The sequence below is a fragment of the Bradyrhizobium sp. ISRA436 genome (genome assembly GCF_029910015.1).
Lineage (GTDB): Bacteria > Pseudomonadota > Alphaproteobacteria > Rhizobiales > Xanthobacteraceae > Bradyrhizobium.
In genome coordinates this window covers 4349898-4369517 of the sequence record NZ_CP094519.1, presented here as the reverse complement: position 1 = coordinate 4369517, position 19620 = coordinate 4349898, and the positions used below count along the sequence as shown (strand labels likewise).

The following is a 19620-nucleotide window of genomic DNA, read 5'->3' as shown; positions in this document are numbered from 1 at the left end:
CGGTGAGCGGCGTTCGGTCGCTACTCGAAGCCGTCCGGCATGTTGGCCTTGGTGAGCGCCGACGCGCGCGCCTTCATCCAGCCGTCGAGAAAGGCCTTGTCGTCGGAGGGCGGGTTGGATTTGCCGTACTCCGTCCAGGCCGCGGCCAGCACTTCCTGGCGCTTGTAAAGCGCGTTGTTGTGAGCGTCCTGCTCGTCGCTCCAGTGCCCGGTTTCCTTCAGCGCCTTCACCGCGCCGGGATGCACCGGCACGACCCAGTTCTTGGTCTGCCTGTCGGCGCCGAGCCCCGCGGCACCGGGCGCGGAATCCTTGTAGGCGTCGTAGTTCACGATCATCGCCTTGGTGATGGCGTAGATCTGATCGACCGGCTGCGACGCGTAGGCGACGAAGATCGGGTAGGGGTAGTTGCCGAGCTCGATCGGCTTGTCGGGGGAAATGCCGGCGCCGCAGGTCGCAAGCTGCGGGAAGAAGAACGAGCCGACCTTCTGCACCCGCGCCCAGCCTTCCTTGTCGCTGGCAGGCAGCGGCGGCCAGATCAGGCCGCGCGGCGAAGTCTCGGCCTCCTTGGCGGGGCCGGTGATCGTGGTGCCGAAGGCTGCGTCGGCGTCGTTGTTGATCAGGCCTTTCCACATCGCGCCGTAGCTTGCGAATTCGACGATCTTGACGTCCTTCTGAGTAAGGCCGCCGAAGGCGAGCATCGCGAGCGAGTTCTGGTTCAGCGCCGGCGAGCCGACCACGAAGCCGACGCGCTTGCCGCGGAGGTCCTTGATCTCCTTGACGCCGGTGTCGGCGGCCACGCCGAGCGCGCCGCAATTGCAGTCGACCGACGACAGCAGCAATTGCAACGGCTGCGGGCCCCATTCCTTGGCGCCGAATTCGAACACGCCTTCCTGCGCGAAATAGGTACCCGATCCCATCGCCGAGGAGATCGCGCGCTTGGCGCGCAGCGGCGCCAATCGCGCGACGTCGTTGCCGGCCGGCAGCACGCGGACGTCGGTGCCGTATTTGTCCTTCAGCATCTTGCCGACGCCGACCGCGATGTTGAAGCCGGCGGTGCCAGTGTCATAGGCGGTCACAGCCATGGTGGGCGGCAGCTTGATGTCCTCGGCCGAGGCGGGCAGCGCTGCAATTAGAGAAAGGCCGGCAAGAGCGGCAGGCGCGAGCGCCATCAGCCGATGAATCATGGTTCCTCCCAATGTTTCGCTGTGCGAAACTTTTCTTGAAAGAAATGATTGCATCGCGAACTTGCGATGGCAACGCTGGCTCGGGAGCAAGCTGGCGATTTTGCCACGGCATCACCAGACAGATTGTCGCGGGTGAGGTGCGGGCGGCCGCGCTCAGGCCTCGACGATCGCGACGGCCTGACCTTCGGCGATCACATCGTCAATCTTGACCAGAATCGACTTGATTTTCCCTGTCGTTGTCGATGTGACCGGTATTTCCATCTTCATGGCTTCGACGAACGCGATCTCGTCGCCGTCGCCGATGCTGCTGCCGGCCTCAACAGGAAGGGCGCAAATGCGCCCGGCGACTTCGGTCACGATCTTGATGTCTGGCATTCCACTCTCCGATACCGTCTTGCGGAAATTTCATCCGGCGAACGGCTTTTTGTTGTGGCCGCACATTGCCTGAGGTAGCTTGTTCTGCAAGTGGAATTTTATTCCGTGAGACGGAATGGGAGCCAAGAATATGGGACGGCGCTCGGAACGGCTTAGCAGGCAGGGAATGCTCGCCGGCGAGACAGGCGATGGCGATGTCATTCAGGTGGTGTCGCGCGCCTTTGATGTGTTGCGATGTTTCGAGGGCCACGAGTCTCGATTGGGCAATCTCGAGATCTCAAATCGCTGCGGCCTGCCGCGCTCGACGGTGTCGCGCTTGACGCACACGCTGACGCGGATGGGACAACTCGTCTATCTGCCGCGCGATCAGAAGTATCGCATCGGGCCGAGCGCGGTGGCGATGGGCACGACGATGATGAAGGGATTGCAGCTCCGCAATCTGATCCGGCTGCGTTTGCAGGATGTCGCCGAGCAATTGCCCGGCACGGTCGGCTTCGTCATCCCGGATCGCTTTCATCTGGTCTATCTCGAATTCGCGCGCGCGGCCAACGCGCTTGGGCTGCACGAGACCACCGGCAGTCGCATCTCGATGGCGACGACGGCCGCCGGCCATGCCTATACCGCGGCGCTCGATCCCGAGGTTGGTGACGCGCTGATCGCGGAGATGGAGCGCGAGATGCCCGATGGCGCGAAGCTGCTGACGCCGCGCATCGAGGCCAATCGCCGTCATCTGCGCGAACATGGCTATGTCGTCGCCTGCGGCCTCTGGAGCCCGCACATCAATGGCGTCGCGGTGCCGCTGTGGTCGCCGCAATATCAGACCTACGTCGTGACCACGATCGGCCTGCTCTCGGCGATGTATGACGAGAAGCGGCTGCATGCCGAAGTCGCGCCGCAGATGGTCGAACTCGGCGCCGCGGTGGGCAGCCTGCTCGAAGGCGCCGACGGCGACATCTTCTCTAACCGGCTCGATCGTAAATCGCTTCCGGTGACCGCCCATAACAACAAGATGATCAAGACGGAGGCAATGAATGAACTGGAAGCCGGAACTCGACGACCTCGCCCGGCGCGAAGCGTTCGCGCGGGAGATGGGAGGCGTTGACAAGGTCAAGCGACAACGTGACCAGGGCCGGCTGACCGTCCGCGAACGCATCGACAAGCTCGTCGATCCGAGCAGCTTCCACGAGATCGGTGCCATCTCCGGCATCGCCGAATATGACGAGAACAACGAGCTCAAGCATCTGACTCCGGCGAACTGCGTGTTCGGCCGCGCCAGGGTCGACGGCCGCACCGTGGTTGTGGTCGGCGACGACTTTACCGTGCGCGGCGGCTCGGCCGACGCGTCGATTTCCGCCAAGCCGCTGATGGCGGAGGAGATGGCGCATGACTTCCGGCTGCCGATCATCCGCGTGATCGAAGGCTCGGGCGGTGGCGGCTCGGTGAAGACCATCGAGACCAGAGGCGCCGCCAATCTGCCCGGCGGCGTGGGCGGCACGCGCGCGTACTGGTTCACGCTCGCCAATCTGGCGCGCGTGCCCGTGGTCGGGCTCGGGCTCGGCTCGGTCGCCGGCCTCGGCGCCGCGCGGCTGGCGGCGACGCATTATTCGGTGATGACGAACAGCTCCGCGATGTTTGTCGCCGGTCCCCCGGTCGTGAAGCGGCTGGGTCAGGATCTGACCAAGCAGGAGCTCGGCGGCGCCGATATTCAGACCCGCGCCGGCGGGATTGACCAGGCCGTCGAGACGGAGGAGGAGGCGTTCGAATACGCCAGGCGCTTCCTGTCCTATCTGCCGTCGTCGGTCTACGAGCTGCCGCCCACGATTCCCTGCACCGACGATCCTGAGCGCGCCGAGGAGTCGCTGCTGAAGGCGGTGCCGCGCAATCGCCGGCAGGTCTATAAGATGCGGCCGATCATCGAGGCGGTCGTCGACAAGGGCTCGTTCTTCGAGGTCAGCGCCAATTTCGGCCGGCCCATCATCACGGGTCTGGCGCGGATCGAAGGCCGGGCGGTGCTGCTGCTGGCGAGCGATCCGTTCCACTACGGCGGCTCTTGGACGGCGGATGCCTGCCAGAAGGTGGTGCGCTGGGTCGACTTCGCCGAGACCTTCCATCTGCCGGTGGTCTATTTGATGGATTGCCCCGGCTTCATGATCGGGCTCGATGCGGAGAAGTCGGCGACCATCCGCCACGGCGTGCGGGCGATGGCGGCGGTCAACCAGAGCACGGTGCCCTGGTGCACCATCATCATCCGCAACGCGTTCGGCGTCGCCGGCGTGGTGCACCAGCCGGCCAACCGCTTCTCGATGCGCTATGCCTGGCCGTCGGCCTATTGGGGCTCGCTGCCGCTTGAGGGCGGCATCGAGGCGGCCTATCGCGCCGAGATCGAGGCCGCGGCTGATCCCGCCGCCAAGCTGCGCGAGATCGAGGACCGTCTCAACAAGCTGCGCTCGCCGTTCCGCTCCGCCGAGAAGTTCTGGGTGGAGGAGGTGATCGACCCGCGCAAGACGCGCTCGCTGCTCTGCGAGTTCGCGCGCCTGGCCGAACCGATCCGCACGCCGGGCCCGCCCGGCAACATGGCGACGAGGCCGTAGCGGTTGTCCTGGTCTTGGCGCGGATAGCACGACCCAGCCTGATCAGGCCGCGGCTGGCTTGACCGCCGGTTTCACCTCAGGCTGGGTCTTCTGCCGTGCGATCGCCAGCACGATCAGCGAGGCCATCACGCAGAGCGCGCCTGCGATGAAGAAGGCCGGCAGGTAGGTCTGATAGACCGTCCGCGACAGGCCGGCGCCGAACGCGGCGGCGCCGGCGCCGAGTTGGTGGCCGGCGAAGATCCAGCCGAACACCAGATTGGCGCGCTCGGCGCCGAAGCGCTGCGCCGTCAGGCGCACCGTCGGCGGCACGGTCGCGATCCAGTCCAGCCCGTAGAACATCGCAAACAGCGACAGGCTGTAGAACGAGAAATCCGAGAACGGCAGGTACACCAGCGACAGCCCGCGCAGGCCGTAATACCAGAACAGCAAGTAACGATTGTCGTAACGGTCCGATAGCCAGCCGGAGATGATGGTGCCGAAGAAATCGAAGATGCCCATCGCGCCGAGCAGGCTCGCGGCCTGCACCTGCGGAATGCCGTAGTCGAGGCACATCGGGATCAGATGCACCTGCACGAGACCGTTGGTCGAGGCGCCGCAGACGAAGAAAGTCGCGAACAGGATCCAGAATGCCGGTGACTTGGAGGAGTCGCGCAGCGTGCCGAGCGCGGCCGCCAGGATCGGTGCGTTGGCCGGCGGCGGCGCGGGGACGGGCGCGATGCCGTCGTCGCCGAACGGACGCAGGCCGACATCGCTCGGCCGGTCGCGCATCACCATCAGCACGGCGAAGGCGGCGATGCCGAGCACGGCACAGACCAGCCCCAGCGCGACGCGCCAGCCGTAGTGCTCGGTGATGGTCGCGAGCAGCGGCAAGAAGGCGAGTTGCCCGGTTGCGACGCTTGCGGTGAGGATGCCGATCACGAGGCCGCGCCGGGCCACGAACCAGCGCGCGGCAATCGTCGCTCCCAGCACCAGCGCGGTCATGCCGGTGCCGATACCGATCACGACGCCCCACAGCAGCATCAACTGCCAGACCTGCGTCATGAAGAGGGACGCCAGCAATCCGGACACGACGATCAACTGCGCTGCCAGCGTCACGTTGCGCAGGCCGTAGCGGTTCATCAGCGCGGCGGCGAACGGTGCCATCAGCCCGAACAGGATGAAGCGGATCGACAGCGCCGACGAGATCTCGGCGGTGCTCCAGCCGAATTCCTTCTGCAACGGCACTATGAAGACGCCGGGCGCGCCGACGGTGCCGGCCGAGATCAGCGCGGCGAGGAAGGTGACGCCGACCATCACCCAACCGTAGTGGATGTTGCGGCGGGCGAGGGTGGAAGCAAGCCAGTTCGAGATCATTGGGGTCCAAAGTGAATTGCAAAGGTGAAAAGCAGTGAGGGTCTTATTCGTGATGCTCACTATGACATGAGGTAGCTATGTCTAAAATGACATAGTTCCCTCGTTTTCGGACTCGGTCGGCCTCGGATCGAATTGGTCGCCGCGAAGGCGCTGCGCTCCCTCTCCCGCTTGCGGGGTATCGCAACGAGTCCCATCGCGGAGAGAGCCCCCAGCCGCCGCGCCGAGCGCGTCGGCCTAAGAGCGAGCTGCGCTCGTCTCGACCCCCGCAAGCGGGAGAGGCGATGCGAGGCTGCGGACAGGCCGACTGAACCAAATATCAATGCGCCTTAATGCGCCAGCCGCTCGACTGCGATCGCGGTGGCTTCGCCGCCGCCGATGCATAGCGCAGCGACGCCGCGCTTCAAATTCTGCGCCTCCAGCGCATGCAGCAGCGTCACGATCAGCCGTGCGCCGGTGGCACCGATCGGATGGCCGAGCGCGCAGGCGCCGCCATTGATGTTGAGCCTGTCCCTGTCGATGCCGAGATCGCGCTGCGCGGCCATCGCCACGACTGCGAACGCTTCGTTGATCTCGAACAGGTCGACGTCGCCGACGCTCCAGCCGACCTTGTCGAGCAATTTTCGGATCGCCGGGATCGGCGCCGTCGTGAACCACTGCGGCTCCTGGCTGTGGGTGGCATGGCCCTTGATCTCGGCCAGCACCGGCAAGCCGTCGCGATCGGCGAGCGAGCGCCTCGCCAGGATCAGCGCCGCGGCGCCGTCGGCATTGGCCGAGGAGGCGGCGGGCGTGATGGTCCCGCTGGCGCGGAACGCCGGCTTCAGGCCGGGTATCTTGGCCGGATCGACCTTCAGCGGATGCTCGTCATTGGCGATGATGCGCGGGCCGGCCTTCTCGGCAAGCGTGATCGGCACGATCTCGGCCTTGAACGCGCCGCCCTCGACCGCCTTGCGGGCGCGGCTCAGCGTCTGCATTGCGTAGGTGTCCTGGTCGGCGCGGGTGAACTGATAGGCCTGCGCGGTCGCCTCGCCGAAATCGCCCATCGAACGGCCGGTCTCGTAGGCATCCTCCAGCCCGTCCATCATCATGTGGTCGATGATGCGGTCGTGGCCGGCGCGATAGCCGCCGCGCGCCTTCTGCAACAAATAAGGCGCGTTGCTCATGCTCTCCATGCCGCCGGACACCACGATCTCGGCCGAGCCGGCCTTGATGATGTCGTGGGCCAGCATGGTCGCCTTCATGCCGGAGCCGCAGACCTTGTTGACGGTGGTGGCGCCGGTGGCGTCGGGCAGCTTGGCGCCGCGCGCGGCCTGGCGGGCAGGGGCCTGACCCTGGCCGGCCGGCAACACGTTGCCCATGAACACCTCGTCGACGCGTTCGGGCGCGAGCCTGGCCCGTTCCAACGCCGCGCCGATCACATGCGATCCGAGCTTGTGCGCAGGAAAGGGCGTGAGCTCGCCCATGAAGCGACCGAGCGGGGTGCGGGCGGCGGAGAGAATGACGACGGGATCGTGGCTGGCCATGGCGGGGCTCCCTTGCGTGTCGGAGATTCTATTGAATTATATGCATAATATGATGCATCGCAAAAAAAGCAACCAGCATGACAAATTGTCGTGTTCGCATGAACGGCGCAGCTGACTTCAAATAACTCGCAGCTTCGCGTCCTCGCGACATGGTCTGTCCGAGGTTTGCATCTTCGTTTCGCCCTCTCTTGAATAGAGGGCGCAGGGAAAGCCGGGTGCCGATCGCACCCATGGGTCCCGCGTAGTGAAAAACGCGGGAGGTAGGACCACAGGTGAGACCGAAGTACACTCCGGCTTTCCCTGCGCGATGGCTTTACGGGTTATACGTGCTCTCCCCGGCGAGACTGGGCTTTGTTGTCACCGTCATCAGCGAGAGACTTGCTCTCCTGCTGATGAGACACCTGCCACTAGGGCGTCAGGCCTGCACGACTTCACCGTCCGCCTCATGCGCACTCGTCAGTTGCACGCGAGGCGTCCACCGCATCCCAACCCAACACTCGTGACGATCGCGAAGCGCCCCTCAGGCGGGTGAGACGGGCGATTCATACACTGAGTTGCGATTCTGTAAAACAGAAATATTTCTTGCGCGAAGCCTTGACGCGTCGGGCAACTCAATGATTGGGAGCTCGCGATGCCGACGAGGAGGGAAGACCTGGACCAGGGCGTGCACCTCACAAATGCGTCGCGTCTGCTTTATCCCAAGCCGTGACGCCAAAGCCGACATGGAAGCATGTCGGCTTTTGAGGCAACGAGACCACATCGAGTTTTGACCCGGACGGCTCGACGAAAGCTCAGCTGTGCCAGGGAGTGTTACGGATGCGGACGCACGCGTTCGGCTTGCGAAATGTAGGATCGCGATGTTCGATGTAATCGAAATTGACCGTACCGAACGTGGTCTGAGGCTTCTTCAAGGCCGAGCAAGTCTGTATCTCGAGAAATTCATTCTTGAAGTCACCGCGCGGAAATGCAGCGATCACCTGCTCGCGTTGCTCCGGCGTGTAGTCGTCATATCCAACTCCCACGACGTCCACCAAAACTCCTGCGTTCGTGAGAGCGATTTCCGGTCGCATATATTGTGGAATCCCGGGGGTGGTGTGCAGCGCAATCGCTTCCCACACCAGATCAGCCTTTGGCTCTGCAATGCCGTGCGCCCGGAGAAATTCGCGCGCTGCGTCGGCGCCATCGACTTCGAATCGCTTTGTCTCAGTGTGGTAGTGATCGACAAGGCCGAGATCGTGAAACAGCGCCGCGACATAAAGCAGCTCGGAATCGAATTTCAGCCGCTGACGAAATCCCTTCATCGCACCGAACACATAGACGCGAACTGAATGGTTGAACAACATCTCGTTTTCGTACTGGCGTACCAGCTCGGCGGCTTCCCGTGCCAGCTTGCTGTCGGGAATCTTGACGCCGGAAATCACGTCGGTCATTTTCAGTCTCCTCGCTCAATCATCGATCTTCATCAAGCCGCCGCTACCGTGACGGCAGCTTGCGGCGTATTCCGGAAACTGATTGCCATGCGGTTATACGCATTCATCACGCTGATCGCGATGGTAAGATCCACGACGTCACGTTCATCGAAGACCGCACGGGCGGCCTCGTAGGCTTGATCTGGAATGCCAGCATCCGCGACGCGGGTTACCGTTTCGGCCCATGCAAGGGCGGCGCGTTCGCGCCCGTCGAACAGATTGCCGGCTTCAGCCCACGCCTGCACCAGCGCGAGTTTTTCGATGTTCTGCCCGCTCTTGAGCAGCTCACGTGTGTGCATGTCGAGGCAATAAGCGCAGTTGTTGATCTGCGATACGCGCAGGTAGACGAGGTTGATCAGCGTGGCCGGAAGCTTGCTCTGCAGGACGTAACCGTAGACCCCGCCCAGGGCTTTGACGCCTGCCGGCGCGATGCGATTGTAATCGAGGCGCATGCTCATGTTGTTGCTCCTTAATGGTCGTCCTGTTTGACGGGGGTGGTCAGTTGCTTATCGTCCGTATCGACGACGAATACGGCGAGCAGCTTTGCGGGGGCGGTTTTGCTGGCGTTGCGGCTGACGGGATGGCGAGAGCCCGGCGTCTCGTAAAAGCTTTCGCCCGCGCGGTAGACTCGCATCGGTTCGTCATTGACCTGCGATTCAATTTCTCCAGACAGCACGTAGCCGAAGATGAAAGCCGACTTGGCATGGACATGCGAAGGCGACGCACCACCCGGCGCATAGTCGACGACGACGGCGACAAGCGACTTGCCGGGGATGTTGGTGATCGGCTGCTGGAAGGTCGGCGCAACCGTCTGGCCCGTTTCATCGGCGGAGACAGGCATTGCCGCGGCAATGACGAGGGCGGCGCAGGCGGCGAGGATGGACGGAATTTGCATGGTCAGGCTCTCCTTTGCCCCACAGGTGCCCCCGTCTTGGTCCATAAAAAAGCACCAAGAACGCACAAAAATCGTGTACCAGGGGGCATGGCCGGGCCGCTGCGATTGGAGCTTGATCGATCTGCGAAGACGCCGCTGGCGGAGCAGATCCGCAAAGGTATCGGGGCCGCCATCGAAAGCGGCGTGCTCGCGCCGGGAGCTCGTCTGCCCTCCTGGCAGGACTTGGCGGCTCAGCTTGGCGTCGCGCGAGGCACCGTGCGGGCGGCGTATGAAAGGCTCTCCTCTGCTCAACTGATCGTCGCGTCGCGCGCAACTGGAACGCATGTCGCGGATCGGCCTTCCTTCGCCGTTGTGCTGGAAGAAGCGCCCGACGCGGGCTCGTTCATGGAGATGTACCAGGAGCTCACCGCGGGGCCGGCTATCTTTCAGATGGGCGTGCCCGCGCAGGAGACATTTCCCGCCAAACTATTCTCGAGGATCCACACGCAGGCGGTTCGCGCGGAAATGAGCGCGCCGGCCCTCTACCCGGATCCGCGTGGGGAGCTGGAATTGCGGCGCGAGATCGCGGGGTATCTTGCACTGGCGCGCGGGATCGAGTGTACGCCTTCCCAGGTTATCGTCACCGGAGGCTTCAGCAGCGGCCTTGGACTGGCGCTTCGTGTTCTGGGCCTCGAACAGAAGAAAGTCTGGGTGGAGGATCCAGGCTTTCCCTTCACCCGGCACGGTCTCGAGCTTGCAGGGTTGTCGATTGAACCGATCCCGGTTGACGCGGACGGCATCGACGTCAGTTGCGGCCTGGAACACGCTCCGGACGCGGCGCTCGTCGTCGTGACCCCCGGACAACAGGCACCGCTTGGATTCACATTATCGCTGGCAAGACGCTCGCGCCTTCTCGACTGGGCCGCTCAGGAGCGGGTGTGGGTGATCGAGGATGACTATCTGAGCGAGCTTCAGTTGAAGGGCCGGGCCACGCCGGCGCTCGCCTCTCTCGATCGTGCCGGGCGCGTCATTCACATCGGGTCGTTCAGCAAAACCCTGACCCCAGCCTTGCGGCTGGGCTTTATCGTTGCGCCTCCATCTCTGGCGCCTCGGTTTGCCGAAGTTGCGGCGTGCCTCGCGCCGGCGCCTGGCCCCTCGGTACAGCTCGCGACCGCCGAATTCGTGCGCGACGGCCACTATCTACGACATCTTCGCCGCACGAAGCGGGTCTATGCAGCACAACGCGACGCATTGCTGAAATGCTTGAGGGCTCGCGCCAGAAACGTGACGATCGGCGGACTAGCAGCAGTCCTGCGATTGCCGGACAGGGCTTCTGACCTCTCCATCGCCAGGAAAGCGGCATCATTCGGATTGGCGCCTACGCCTCTATCGCTTTGGTATGCGTCGAGGACTTCGGCGCGATCCGGTCTCTTGCTCGGCATCGCCACTTCTCCACAAAAGAGAATCGAGGCGTCCTGCGACCAGCTCTTTAACATCATTGATCGGCTCACGTGACAAACGCGGATGACGGGCGATCAGCCGGAATGCACCTCGGTCAGGGCGGTTGCTCACGCCCGCCGCGGGCGTCGCGTTGAACGTCTCGCACCGAGCTCGGGGGCGCGTTTGCGAAAAGCAGGCCCCCACTAGCCTAGCTCACCGCCAGTCGCAGAGATCAGTCGCAGATACGTCTGCGGATCACGACGTCCTCGCCATAACGATTGGTCCGATGGTCAATGACGACCCGGCAGTTCCTGCGGTAACTTTCGTCGTAATATTCGTTGTAGTGGCGATACCGCTCCGGACCGACGTAAACGCCATTCGGACCGACGCCAAACTCTACGGCCTTTGCTGAAGTGACCGCTCCCGCAGTCAGCGTTGCCAACGCAGTGAGCGCCAGGATCAATTGTTTCATAGGTGTCTCCTTTCAGGGAAGTGACACTAAAAAAAACGGTTGAGACATGGGATCTGTTCCCGATTCTTCGCATGGGGCAGGAACCGCGCATGGAGTCGTGCGCGAGCGAAACACCCTCCGCTTGCGCATTTGTCCAGGCAGACCGCGGAACTCCGCAGAGTGGGAGGCACGTCATGAATTCGTTGTCGGCACGCGACGCGTTTCTGTGGTCGCCATCATGAGTGCCACTGATTGAGGTAGTCGTCCTGACGTTGATCGGAATGTTCTGAATGACCTCACCTGGTGTCCGCTGTAACCGTCAGTCGGGAGCGACAGCTATCCTGTAAAATCTCATCGCAAGCTCCGAGATCGAAGGGATGCAAAGCGCATCGGGGTTCCGCGGGAACGACTCTAGCCCGCAGCAAGTTTTTACCTGGAGGATTCGAAGGTCAGGAGCGGAACCATGCGTGCCTTGACTGAGCAGGATATCCGAACGCGGGCCTACAAGCTTTGGCAAACTGCCGGCAGGCCCAACATCAAGATGGATGCGTTCTGGTACGAAGCGGAGAAAGAACTGTTGGCGGAGAGAGCGAGGGAGAGGCACGAATCTCACGCATCGAACACCGCGCAGCGTCGAGTCGTCCGACGGCGGCGCAATGCAGCCTTGGCAGGCGTTCACTAGGGAAGCGATTCGTCACGCGCGGCGAGCCGCCGCGACCTTCTCCCTCAACTACACTACGCAATGTCGGTGCGGATCCAACTAGCGTAGCCCGGATGGGCGCGCCGATGTCTGGGGACACGTACGAGCGCGACTTGTTGGCTGATGCGGGCTACAAGGGTGCGCTTCCTCATTATTCGCGGGGCGGTACGGCACGTTGCGGACTGATGCCGTCGAGCATGGCCGCATGCGGGGGTTGCGATTGACACGCGCGTCGCCAGCGCTACGCTGCTCGACTGGGAAGTTTTCCCAAAAGAACCAAGAAAGACGAACCAAAAGAACCAAGAAAAGGGCAGGGAACGCCGTGACACGCGTCATCGCGTCTTGAGCAGAGGCACGCGGACATCCGCGCTCGCGCCATTCCGCATTCGCAACTATCGCTTTCAATGGCCGTCCGATCTGCTCACCTCGTGGGCGTTCGAGGTCGAGACGCTGGTGCTCGGCTGGTACATCATGGTCGAGACCGGTTCGGTGCTGCTGCTGACGGTGCTCGCCTCGCTGCAATATGTCGGGACGCTGATCGCGCCTGTCGTCGGCATGATCGGAGACCGCATGGGGCATCGCGATCTCTTGGCCGTGATGCGCCTCGCCTATACGGCGCTTTCCGGGACCATCATGACGCTGGCGCTATCAGGCCATCTCGCGCCGCTCAACGTCATGATCATCGTCGCGATCATGGGCCTGATCCGGCCCTCCGATCTCGGCGTGCGCGGCGCGCTGCTTGCCGACATCATGCCGCCGGGGCAACTGGTCGGCGCCATCAGCCTGGCGCGCACGACGCAGGACAGCGCGCGCATTGCCGGCGCGTTGACCGGCGCCAGCCTGTTCGCCGTGCTCGGCATCGGTTTTGTTTACATCGGGATCGCCTGCTTCTATTTCGTGGCCGCCATCCTGATGCTCTGCATGACCCGTCCGGTTCAATCGCATGGCGCAGCCGATCGCCCGGCCGACGCCACGGTCGCTGGGACGGTGCTGCGGGACCTGAAAGAGGGCATCGTCTACGCCTGGAGCGGTCCGGGAATGAGCGCTGCGCTCTGCGTCGCGTTCCTGGCCAATCTTACCGCGTTTCCCCTGACCAACGGGCTGTTGCCCTACGTCGCGCGCGACATCTTCCACACCGACCAGACCGGGCTTGGCTATCTGTCGGCGAGCTTCGCGGTGGGGTCGCTGATCGGCTCGATCACGCTCAGCATGGCCGGTGGCGTGCGCATCGCCCGGCTTCTGATCGGCGCCACCGTGGCCTGGTACGCGATGCTGCTGGTGTTCGTGGAGATCAGGACCATGCCGGTGGCGATGGCCTGCCTCGTGCTCGCCGGCATCGCGCAGAGCATGTCGATGATCTCGGCCGCGGTGATGCTGATGCGCAACGCCAGCGCCCATCTCCGCGGCCGCGTGATGGGCGTGCGCATGATGGTGATCTACGGCCTGCCGCTCGGCCTGCTCGCGGCCGGCAGTCTGATCGATCTGATCGGCTATTCCGCGACCGGCACGCTCTATGCGGCCGCCGGCCTCGTCGCGATGCTTGCCATCACGCTGCACTGGCGCGCCGATCTCTGGCCGGTCCACGCCCCGGCGAATGCAAGGTGAGGAGGGCGCGGCGCGATGCCGCGCCATGACCGAAGGTGCGGCAAAGGACGCGACAGCGTGGAGACGCTATCGTAGATCGTTTCCCGCGCTCCGATTTCCAGTGCCAAGACCTTTCACCGCAATGCTCAGTCTTTTGACCCGGCTTGGACTGCGCTTCGACGACATCGCCGAAGAGCGCCGGTTCGTGGAGCAGTACGTGCGGGGCAATATCGGCTGGACGCAGGTCGCGATGCTGCTCGGCGCGTTCACCTATGCTGGATATTCGTTCTGGGACTGGTTTCTCTATCCCGAAATCGTGTCGACCACGCTGGCGATCCGCGGCGGCATCGCCGTGTTCGTTCTGCTGCCGTTGACCGCACTGCTCTCCGCGCCCGCGATGAAAGCCTGGGCCGAGACGATCTTCCTGGTTTATTGCGTCGTCCCGGGCTGCGTGCTGCCGAGCATCTACCTCGTCTTGCCCTCGGGCTTCACCTATGCGGCACCCGGCATGATCATGGTGATCTTGTTCGTCTCGACCATGCTGCCGCTGCGCATTGGGCCGCTCGCCCTGTTTTGTCTCACGACATGGATCGCCTTGTGCATCGCCGAATCCCTCGGACCTGCCTTGCCGCCGGGCCTGCGCTTCATCAACCATTCGCTCGTCCTCAACGCCTATGCGTTGTCGCTTTATGCCGTGGCGGCCCGCGAGTATCGCGCGCGCCAGCAGTTCCGGACGGCGGAGGCGCTGAAGCAGGAAAAGGAGCGCTCGGAGGCCTCGTTGCGCGATCTGCACGCAACTCAATCGCATCTCGTGCAAGCCGAGAAGCTGGCGTCGCTCGGGCAACTCGTCGCCGGTGTCGCGCATGAGGTCAGCACGCCGCTTGGCCTGGCGCTGACCACGTCCACGGCGATGGAGGCGGACCTGCGCGCGCTGCGTGGCACATTGAACGCTGCGTCCGTCCGGCGGTCCGACCTGACGAAGGGCATTGGACGGATCGAGGAGGGTTTGCGGATCACCTTTGAAAACCTGCATCGGGCATCCGAGATGGTGCACAGCTTCAAGCAGGTCGCGATTCATCAGGCTGACGAGGAGCGCCATACATTCGAACTCGGGGGCTGGCTCTCCGAGTTGATCTCGAAGCTCGGGCCGTTGCTCTCCCGCCAGGGATTGATGGTCGACGTCGCGTGCCCGCAAGGAATCATGCTCAACAGCTATCCCGGAGCGCTGGCGCAGGTGATCAGCAACCTGGCGTTCAACGCGGCGGCGCATGCGTATCCCGATGGCGGCGGCGGGCCGTTCAAGGTGACGGTGACGCCGCTCGACCAGGCGCTGGTGCGGATTGTTTGCGCCGATGAAGGCGTTGGCGTCGCCGAGGATTTGCAGGCACGTGTGTTCGACCCGTTTTTCACCACCGGACGCGAGAAGGGCAACATCGGGCTCGGGTTGCACGTTGTGTTCAACATCGTCGTGTCGTCGCTGAACGGCCGAATCGCGCTCGAAAGCAAGCCAGGTTGCGGCACGCTGGTGTTTGTCGAGATTCCCGTCTCAGGCTGAGCGCAGACTGAATGAGCGTGAAGAGCTCGCAGGATGGTCGTCCCGCATGTCGCTGCGCTCATGCGGGCTACGAGGCGTCAGATAGCTACCGCTTCCGATCCAAAAATCCCCGCAGCAGCCGTTGCGGCTCGCCGGTCAGGAACGACTGTCCGAACACGCCGACGCTCAAATTGACCGACTCGGTCAGCGGCAACTCTTCCCATTGCCGCAGCAGCTCCTTCTGGATGCGCAGCGCCTCGGGGCCGCATTCCAGCAACGCTTTCACGGTGTGCTCGACGGCGTCATCGAGGCCGCCGGGCTTGGCGACCGTGTCGACCAGTCCCCAGGCCAGCGCGGTGGGTGCATCGATGTTCTCCGCGGTCATCATCAGCCAGCGCGCGCGGCCCCAGCCGATCAGCCGCGGCAGCAGCGCGGCGTGGATCACCGAGGGAATGCCGACGCGCACCTCGGGCATGCCGAACATCGCGTCATGCGCGGCGACGCGCACGTCGCAGGCGGCCGCGACCTCGAGGCCGCCACCGAGACACCAGCCGGGCAAGCGGGCGATCACCGGCGCCGGAAACTTGCGCACGGCCTCGCAGAGGTCGCGCAGGCGGCTGATGAACTGCTCGGCGGAGGTTTGGTCGAGGTTCGCCATCTCCTTGATGTCGGCGCCGCCGATCATGCTCCGCTCGCTTTCGCCGGCGAGGATCACCGCGCGGATGGTCGAATCGGAGGCGAGATGCTCGAAGGCTTCGCGCACGCCACTGGTCACGGCCGAGTTCACGATGTTCAGCTTGCCGGCATTGCAGATCGTCAGGCGGACGACGCCGCGGCTGTCGCGGTCGATACCGCAATGAGGATTGAGCATGTCCATGGTGATGGTCTCGCAGCAGGATTGGTCGCGCCACTTCCCGGACAAAGCATGCTCCTGTCAAGGATCGAAGCGGCGGTTGCGCAGCGAGGGGGCGGCGACGCTGGATCTCAAGCTGATCTATCTGCGCTCGCTCTCGGTGCGCTCGGGAACCATCACAGTCGAAGGCTGGGACATCAACCCCGGCCGGCAGACCAGCCACACCGAAGACTTCGTCCGCGACGGCAAGGGCAATCTCGCAGTGCACGCTACCGCGACCTTCTCGATGATCGGGGACGGTGCAAAGACGAAATAACTACAGCTTTTCCGGCGCAAATCTGCTATTATATGATTAGAAACATTCCATGAGACCGGTATGCGCTATTCGAAAGAACACAAGCAGGAAACCCATGCGCGGATCGTGCGGAAGGCATCGGTTCGGCTGCGCGAAAAGGGTGCGCACGGCATCGGCGTCGCCGATCTGATGAAGGACGCCGGCCTGACCCATGGCGGCTTCTACGCGCATTTCGACTCGCGCGAGGCGCTGGTGATCGAGGCCTTCAACCATGCGATGGACCGTGGCACCGAACGCTGGCGCAAGATTGTCGCCGAGATGCCACCCGAGAAGCGGCTTGCGACCATCGTCGACGGCTATCTGACGCCGATCCACCGCGACGATCCCGGCCATGGCTGCGCGATTCCGGCGCTCGGCGCCGAGATCGCGCGCGAGAGCCCGAAGACGCGGAAGGCGTTCGCGCTCAAGCTTGAGCAGATGATCGACATGATCGCCGACCAGATCCTCGACGTGCCGCGCAAGACCGCGCGCAAGCAGGCGATGGCGACGCTTGCGACGATGATGGGCACCATCGTGATGTCGCGGATCGCCGGCAATGGCGAATTGTCCGACGAGGTCCTCGGCGCCGGCCGCGAGGCGGTGCTCGGCCGCGCCGCGGCGGCCAAGGCGTCGGCGAAGAAGGCGAAGGTGAGTTAGACCAAGCGCCGTCACTGCGAGGAGCTCGCGACAAAATTGCAAGGCAATTTTGCGCTGAAGCGACGAAGCAATCCATGCTTCCGCGAAAGCTGCCCTATGGATTGCTTCGCCGCGCTCGCAATGACGCGGATGGAACTGCGCGCACCATCATCACGGCCCGCCGAACAGCGCGCGCTCGGCTTCGACCGTCTCGTAGATGTAGTCGGCCACCGCGCGGATGCGTGCGAGGTCCTTGCTGTCGGCGTGCATCAAGAGCCAGAAGGTGCGCGAGATCCGCACCTCGTCCGGCAGCACGGGCTGCAATTCCGGGTGCGCGGTTGCCATGAAGTGCGGCAGCACGGCGATGCCGAAGCCCGCGATCGTCGCGTTGAGCTGGGCGATCAGATTGGCGCTGCGGAACCTGGCGGAGATCTTCGACGAGACCAGCGGCAGATAGTCCAGTTCCGGCGTGAACAGCAGCTCCTCGATGTAGCCGACGAAGCGGTGTTTCGGCAGGTCGGTGCGTCCGGTAATGTCAGGCGCCTGCGCGAGATAGGCAGGTGCGGCATATAGCCCGAGCGTGTAGTCGAGCAGCTTGCGGCCGACGATCCGGCCTTCCTTCGGCATGGTCAGGCTGATCGCGATGTCGGCCTCGCGCTTGGACAGGCTGAACAGACGGGCGGTCGCGACGAGCTGCAGGTCGAGATCGGGATACCGCTCGGCGAACTTGACCAGCCGCGAGGCCAGGAAGTGGCTGCCGAACCCATCGGGGGCGCCGATCCGCACCGTGCCGGTCAAATGCGCGCGCGAGCCGCCGACCGCCTCCTGGTTGGCCACGATGGTGGATTCCATGGCCTCCGCGCTGTCGGCGACGCGCTGGCCGGCCTCGGTGAGCAGGTAGCCGGTCTTGCGGCGATCAAACAGTTTTGCGGAGAGGTGACGCTCCAGCCGGTCGACACGCCGGATCACTGTGGCATGATCGACGCCGAGCTGCTTGGCGGCGGCCGAAACCGATCCGCCGCGCACGATGGCAAGCACGAAGCGGAAGTCGTCCCAGTCGATTGTGCCGCCGTCTTGATCCAGCATTTCCGCACATCTATGGTGCAATTTATCGGACTTGAATCCTATAAAATGCAGGGTCAATAGGGTTTGTAAAGCGATCTCGCCGGCAGGCTGGCGATTCAGGTCTTTCAAGGGAGGTTATCCATGCGCTCAATCGGACATTTCATCGGCGGCAAGGAGGTCAAGGGTAGCTCGGGCCGCACGGCTGACGTCTTCGAGCCGATGACCGGCGAGGTCCAGGGCAAGGTGGCGCTGGCTTCCAAGGCCGAGGTCCGCGCAGCCGTCGAGAACGCCAAGGCCGCGCAGCCGGAATGGGCGGCGACCAACCCGCAGCGGCGCGGCCGCGTCATGATGCGGTTCTTGGAACTGGTGCAGCGCGACTACGACAAGCTCGCTGAGCTGCTCGCACGCGAGCACGGCAAGACCGTTCCCGACGCCAAGGGCGACATCCAGCGCGGCCTCGAAGTGGTCGAGTTCGCCTGCGGCATTCCGCACCTCATGAAGGGTGAGTACACGGAAGGCGCCGGCCCCGGCATCGACATCTATTCGCTGCGGCAACCCCTGGGAGTTGTTGCCGGCATCACGCCGTTCAACTTCCCGGCGATGATCCCGATGTGGAAGTTCGCGCCCGCGATCGCCTGCGGCAACGCGTTCATCCTGAAGCCCTCCGAGCGCGATCCCGGCGTGCCTATGCGGCTTGCCGAGCTGATGATCGAGGCGGGCTTGCCGGCCGGCATCCTCAACGTCGTCAACGGCGACAAGGAAGCGGTCGACGCCATCCTCGACGATCCTGATATCAAGGCGATCGGCTTCGTCGGCTCGACCGCGATCGCCGAATACATCTACACGCGCGCGGCCCAGACCGGTAAGCGCTGCCAGTGCTTCGGCGGCGCCAAGAACCACGCCATCGTGATGCCCGATGCCGACATGGACCAGGCTGTCGATGCGCTGATCGGCGCCGGCTACGGCTCGGCCGGCGAGCGCTGCATGGCGGTCTCGGTTGCGGTGCCCGTCGGCAAGGCCACCGCCGACCGTCTGATGGAAAAGCTGATTCCGCGCGTCGAGTCGCTCAAGATCGGCACCTCGGTCGATCCGTCGGCCGATTACGGTCCGCTGGTGACGCGCGAGGCGGTCGAGAAGGTCAAGAACTACATCGACATCGGAATCAAGGAAGGCGCCACGCTCGCCGTCGACGGCCGCGGCTTCAAGATGCAGGGCTACGAGAAGGGCTTCTATCTCGGCGGCTCGCTGTTCGATAACGTCACCAAGGACATGCGGATCTACAAGGAAGAGATCTTCGGCCCGGTGCTGTCGGTGGTGCGTGCCCACGACTACAAGGAGGCGCTGGCGCTGCCGTCCGACCACGACTACGGCAACGGCGTTGCGATCTTCACCCGCGACGGCGACGCGGCGCGCGACTTCGCGGCCAAGGTGAATGTCGGCATGGTCGGCATCAACGTGCCGATCCCGGTGCCGATCGCGTACTACACCTTCGGCGGCTGGAAGAAGTCGGGCTTCGGCGATCTAAACCAGCACGGTCCGGACTCGATCCGCTTCTACACCAAGACCAAGACGGTCACGTCGCGTTGGCCGTCCGGCGTCAAGGAGGGCGCGGAGTTCTCGATCCCGACGATGAAGTGACATCTTCATCGTGGGCGGC

At 63.8% G+C, this 19620-nt stretch carries 18 protein-coding genes and 1 pseudogene; 9 read left to right on the top strand and 10 right to left on the bottom strand.

Annotation, left to right across the window (positions count from 1 at the left end; genetic code table 11):
- Nucleotides 1–20 precede the first annotated feature (20 nt).
- Both MTX23_RS20745 and MTX23_RS20740 read right to left on the bottom strand, forming a co-directional pair.
- Nucleotides 21–1184, bottom strand: a complete 1164-nt coding sequence (locus MTX23_RS20745; protein ID WP_280972060.1) for a TAXI family TRAP transporter solute-binding subunit — start codon at nucleotides 1182–1184, stop codon at nucleotides 21–23.
- 153 nt (nucleotides 1185–1337) lie between these two features.
- Nucleotides 1338–1559, bottom strand: coding sequence for an acetyl-CoA carboxylase biotin carboxyl carrier protein subunit (locus MTX23_RS20740; RefSeq protein WP_280972059.1), 222 nt, complete (start codon nucleotides 1557–1559; stop codon nucleotides 1338–1340).
- Between the two features lie 130 nt (nucleotides 1560–1689).
- Here MTX23_RS20740 and MTX23_RS20735 point away from each other — a divergent pair, with 130 nt between their 5' ends.
- Nucleotides 1690–2661, top strand: coding sequence for an IclR family transcriptional regulator (locus tag MTX23_RS20735; protein WP_280978131.1), 972 nt, complete (start codon nucleotides 1690–1692; stop codon nucleotides 2659–2661).
- Nucleotides 2591–4150, top strand: a complete 1560-nt coding sequence (locus MTX23_RS20730; RefSeq protein WP_280972058.1) for a carboxyl transferase domain-containing protein — start codon at nucleotides 2591–2593, stop codon at nucleotides 4148–4150. Before MTX23_RS20735 ends, MTX23_RS20730 begins: the two co-directional genes overlap by 71 nt.
- A gap of 42 nt (nucleotides 4151–4192) precedes the next feature.
- Here the strand turns inward: MTX23_RS20730 and MTX23_RS20725 are convergent, their stop codons facing one another.
- The 5 genes from MTX23_RS20725 to MTX23_RS20705 all read right to left on the bottom strand — a co-directional run bounded on the left by MTX23_RS20725 (nucleotide 4193) and on the right by MTX23_RS20705 (nucleotide 9387).
- Entirely contained in the window at nucleotides 4193–5503 is a 1311-nt protein-coding gene (locus MTX23_RS20725; RefSeq protein ID WP_280972057.1) for an MFS transporter, read from the bottom strand.
- 326 nt (nucleotides 5504–5829) lie between these two features.
- A complete protein-coding gene (locus MTX23_RS20720; protein WP_280972056.1) occupies nucleotides 5830–7023 on the bottom strand; it encodes an acetyl-CoA C-acyltransferase in 1194 nt (397 codons plus the stop codon).
- 791 nt (nucleotides 7024–7814) lie between these two features.
- On the bottom strand, nucleotides 7815–8453 hold the full coding sequence (locus tag MTX23_RS20715) for an HD domain-containing protein (protein ID WP_280972055.1): 639 nt from the start codon (nucleotides 8451–8453) through the stop codon (nucleotides 7815–7817).
- Nucleotides 8454–8485: 32 nt separating this feature from the next.
- Entirely contained in the window at nucleotides 8486–8950 is a 465-nt protein-coding gene (locus MTX23_RS20710) for a carboxymuconolactone decarboxylase family protein (RefSeq protein WP_280972054.1), read from the bottom strand.
- A gap of 11 nt (nucleotides 8951–8961) precedes the next feature.
- Nucleotides 8962–9387: a cupin domain-containing protein gene (locus MTX23_RS20705; protein ID WP_280972053.1), complete on the bottom strand. Its 426-nt coding sequence runs from the start codon at nucleotides 9385–9387 to the stop codon at nucleotides 8962–8964.
- Nucleotides 9388–9474: 87 nt separating this feature from the next.
- On the opposite strand from MTX23_RS20705, the gene MTX23_RS20700 reads away from it, so the two are divergent.
- A complete protein-coding gene (locus MTX23_RS20700; RefSeq protein ID WP_280972052.1) occupies nucleotides 9475–10881 on the top strand; it encodes a PLP-dependent aminotransferase family protein in 1407 nt (468 codons plus the stop codon).
- Nucleotides 10882–11038: 157 nt separating this feature from the next.
- Here MTX23_RS20700 and MTX23_RS20695 read toward each other — a convergent pair whose 3' ends face one another.
- Nucleotides 11039–11278 (bottom strand): hypothetical protein, encoded by a 240-nt coding sequence (locus tag MTX23_RS20695; RefSeq protein ID WP_280972051.1) that lies wholly within the window; start codon nucleotides 11276–11278, stop codon nucleotides 11039–11041.
- A gap of 442 nt (nucleotides 11279–11720) precedes the next feature.
- Between MTX23_RS20695 and MTX23_RS36395 the strand changes: the two genes are divergently transcribed.
- The 3 genes from MTX23_RS36395 to MTX23_RS20680 all read left to right on the top strand — a co-directional run bounded on the left by MTX23_RS36395 (nucleotide 11721) and on the right by MTX23_RS20680 (nucleotide 15096).
- Nucleotides 11721–11939: a DUF2934 domain-containing protein gene (locus MTX23_RS36395; protein WP_348637494.1), complete on the top strand. Its 219-nt coding sequence runs from the start codon at nucleotides 11721–11723 to the stop codon at nucleotides 11937–11939.
- Between the two features lie 360 nt (nucleotides 11940–12299).
- Nucleotides 12300–13562: an MFS transporter gene (locus MTX23_RS20685; protein WP_280972050.1), complete on the top strand. Its 1263-nt coding sequence runs from the start codon at nucleotides 12300–12302 to the stop codon at nucleotides 13560–13562.
- A 121-nt stretch (nucleotides 13563–13683) separates the two neighbouring features.
- Nucleotides 13684–15096 (top strand): HAMP domain-containing sensor histidine kinase, encoded by a 1413-nt coding sequence (locus tag MTX23_RS20680; protein ID WP_280972049.1) that lies wholly within the window; start codon nucleotides 13684–13686, stop codon nucleotides 15094–15096.
- 85 nt (nucleotides 15097–15181) lie between these two features.
- Here the strand turns inward: MTX23_RS20680 and MTX23_RS20675 are convergent, their stop codons facing one another.
- Nucleotides 15182–15952, bottom strand: a complete 771-nt coding sequence (locus MTX23_RS20675) for an enoyl-CoA hydratase (protein WP_280978130.1) — start codon at nucleotides 15950–15952, stop codon at nucleotides 15182–15184.
- 85 nt (nucleotides 15953–16037) lie between these two features.
- Here MTX23_RS20675 and MTX23_RS20670 point away from each other — a divergent pair.
- Both MTX23_RS20670 and MTX23_RS20665 read left to right on the top strand, forming a co-directional pair.
- Nucleotides 16038–16244, top strand: a pseudogene (locus tag MTX23_RS20670) (PaaI family thioesterase); the annotation flags it as partial.
- Nucleotides 16245–16304: 60 nt separating this feature from the next.
- Nucleotides 16305–16919, top strand: coding sequence for a TetR/AcrR family transcriptional regulator (locus MTX23_RS20665; RefSeq protein WP_280972048.1), 615 nt, complete (start codon nucleotides 16305–16307; stop codon nucleotides 16917–16919).
- A 150-nt stretch (nucleotides 16920–17069) separates the two neighbouring features.
- Here MTX23_RS20665 and MTX23_RS20660 read toward each other — a convergent pair whose 3' ends face one another.
- A complete protein-coding gene (locus MTX23_RS20660; RefSeq protein WP_280972047.1) occupies nucleotides 17070–17984 on the bottom strand; it encodes a LysR family transcriptional regulator in 915 nt (304 codons plus the stop codon).
- Between the two features lie 120 nt (nucleotides 17985–18104).
- Between MTX23_RS20660 and MTX23_RS20655 the strand changes: the two genes are divergently transcribed.
- Nucleotides 18105–19601: a CoA-acylating methylmalonate-semialdehyde dehydrogenase gene (locus MTX23_RS20655; protein WP_280972046.1), complete on the top strand. Its 1497-nt coding sequence runs from the start codon at nucleotides 18105–18107 to the stop codon at nucleotides 19599–19601.
- The last annotated feature ends 19 nt before the right edge of the window (nucleotides 19602–19620 follow it).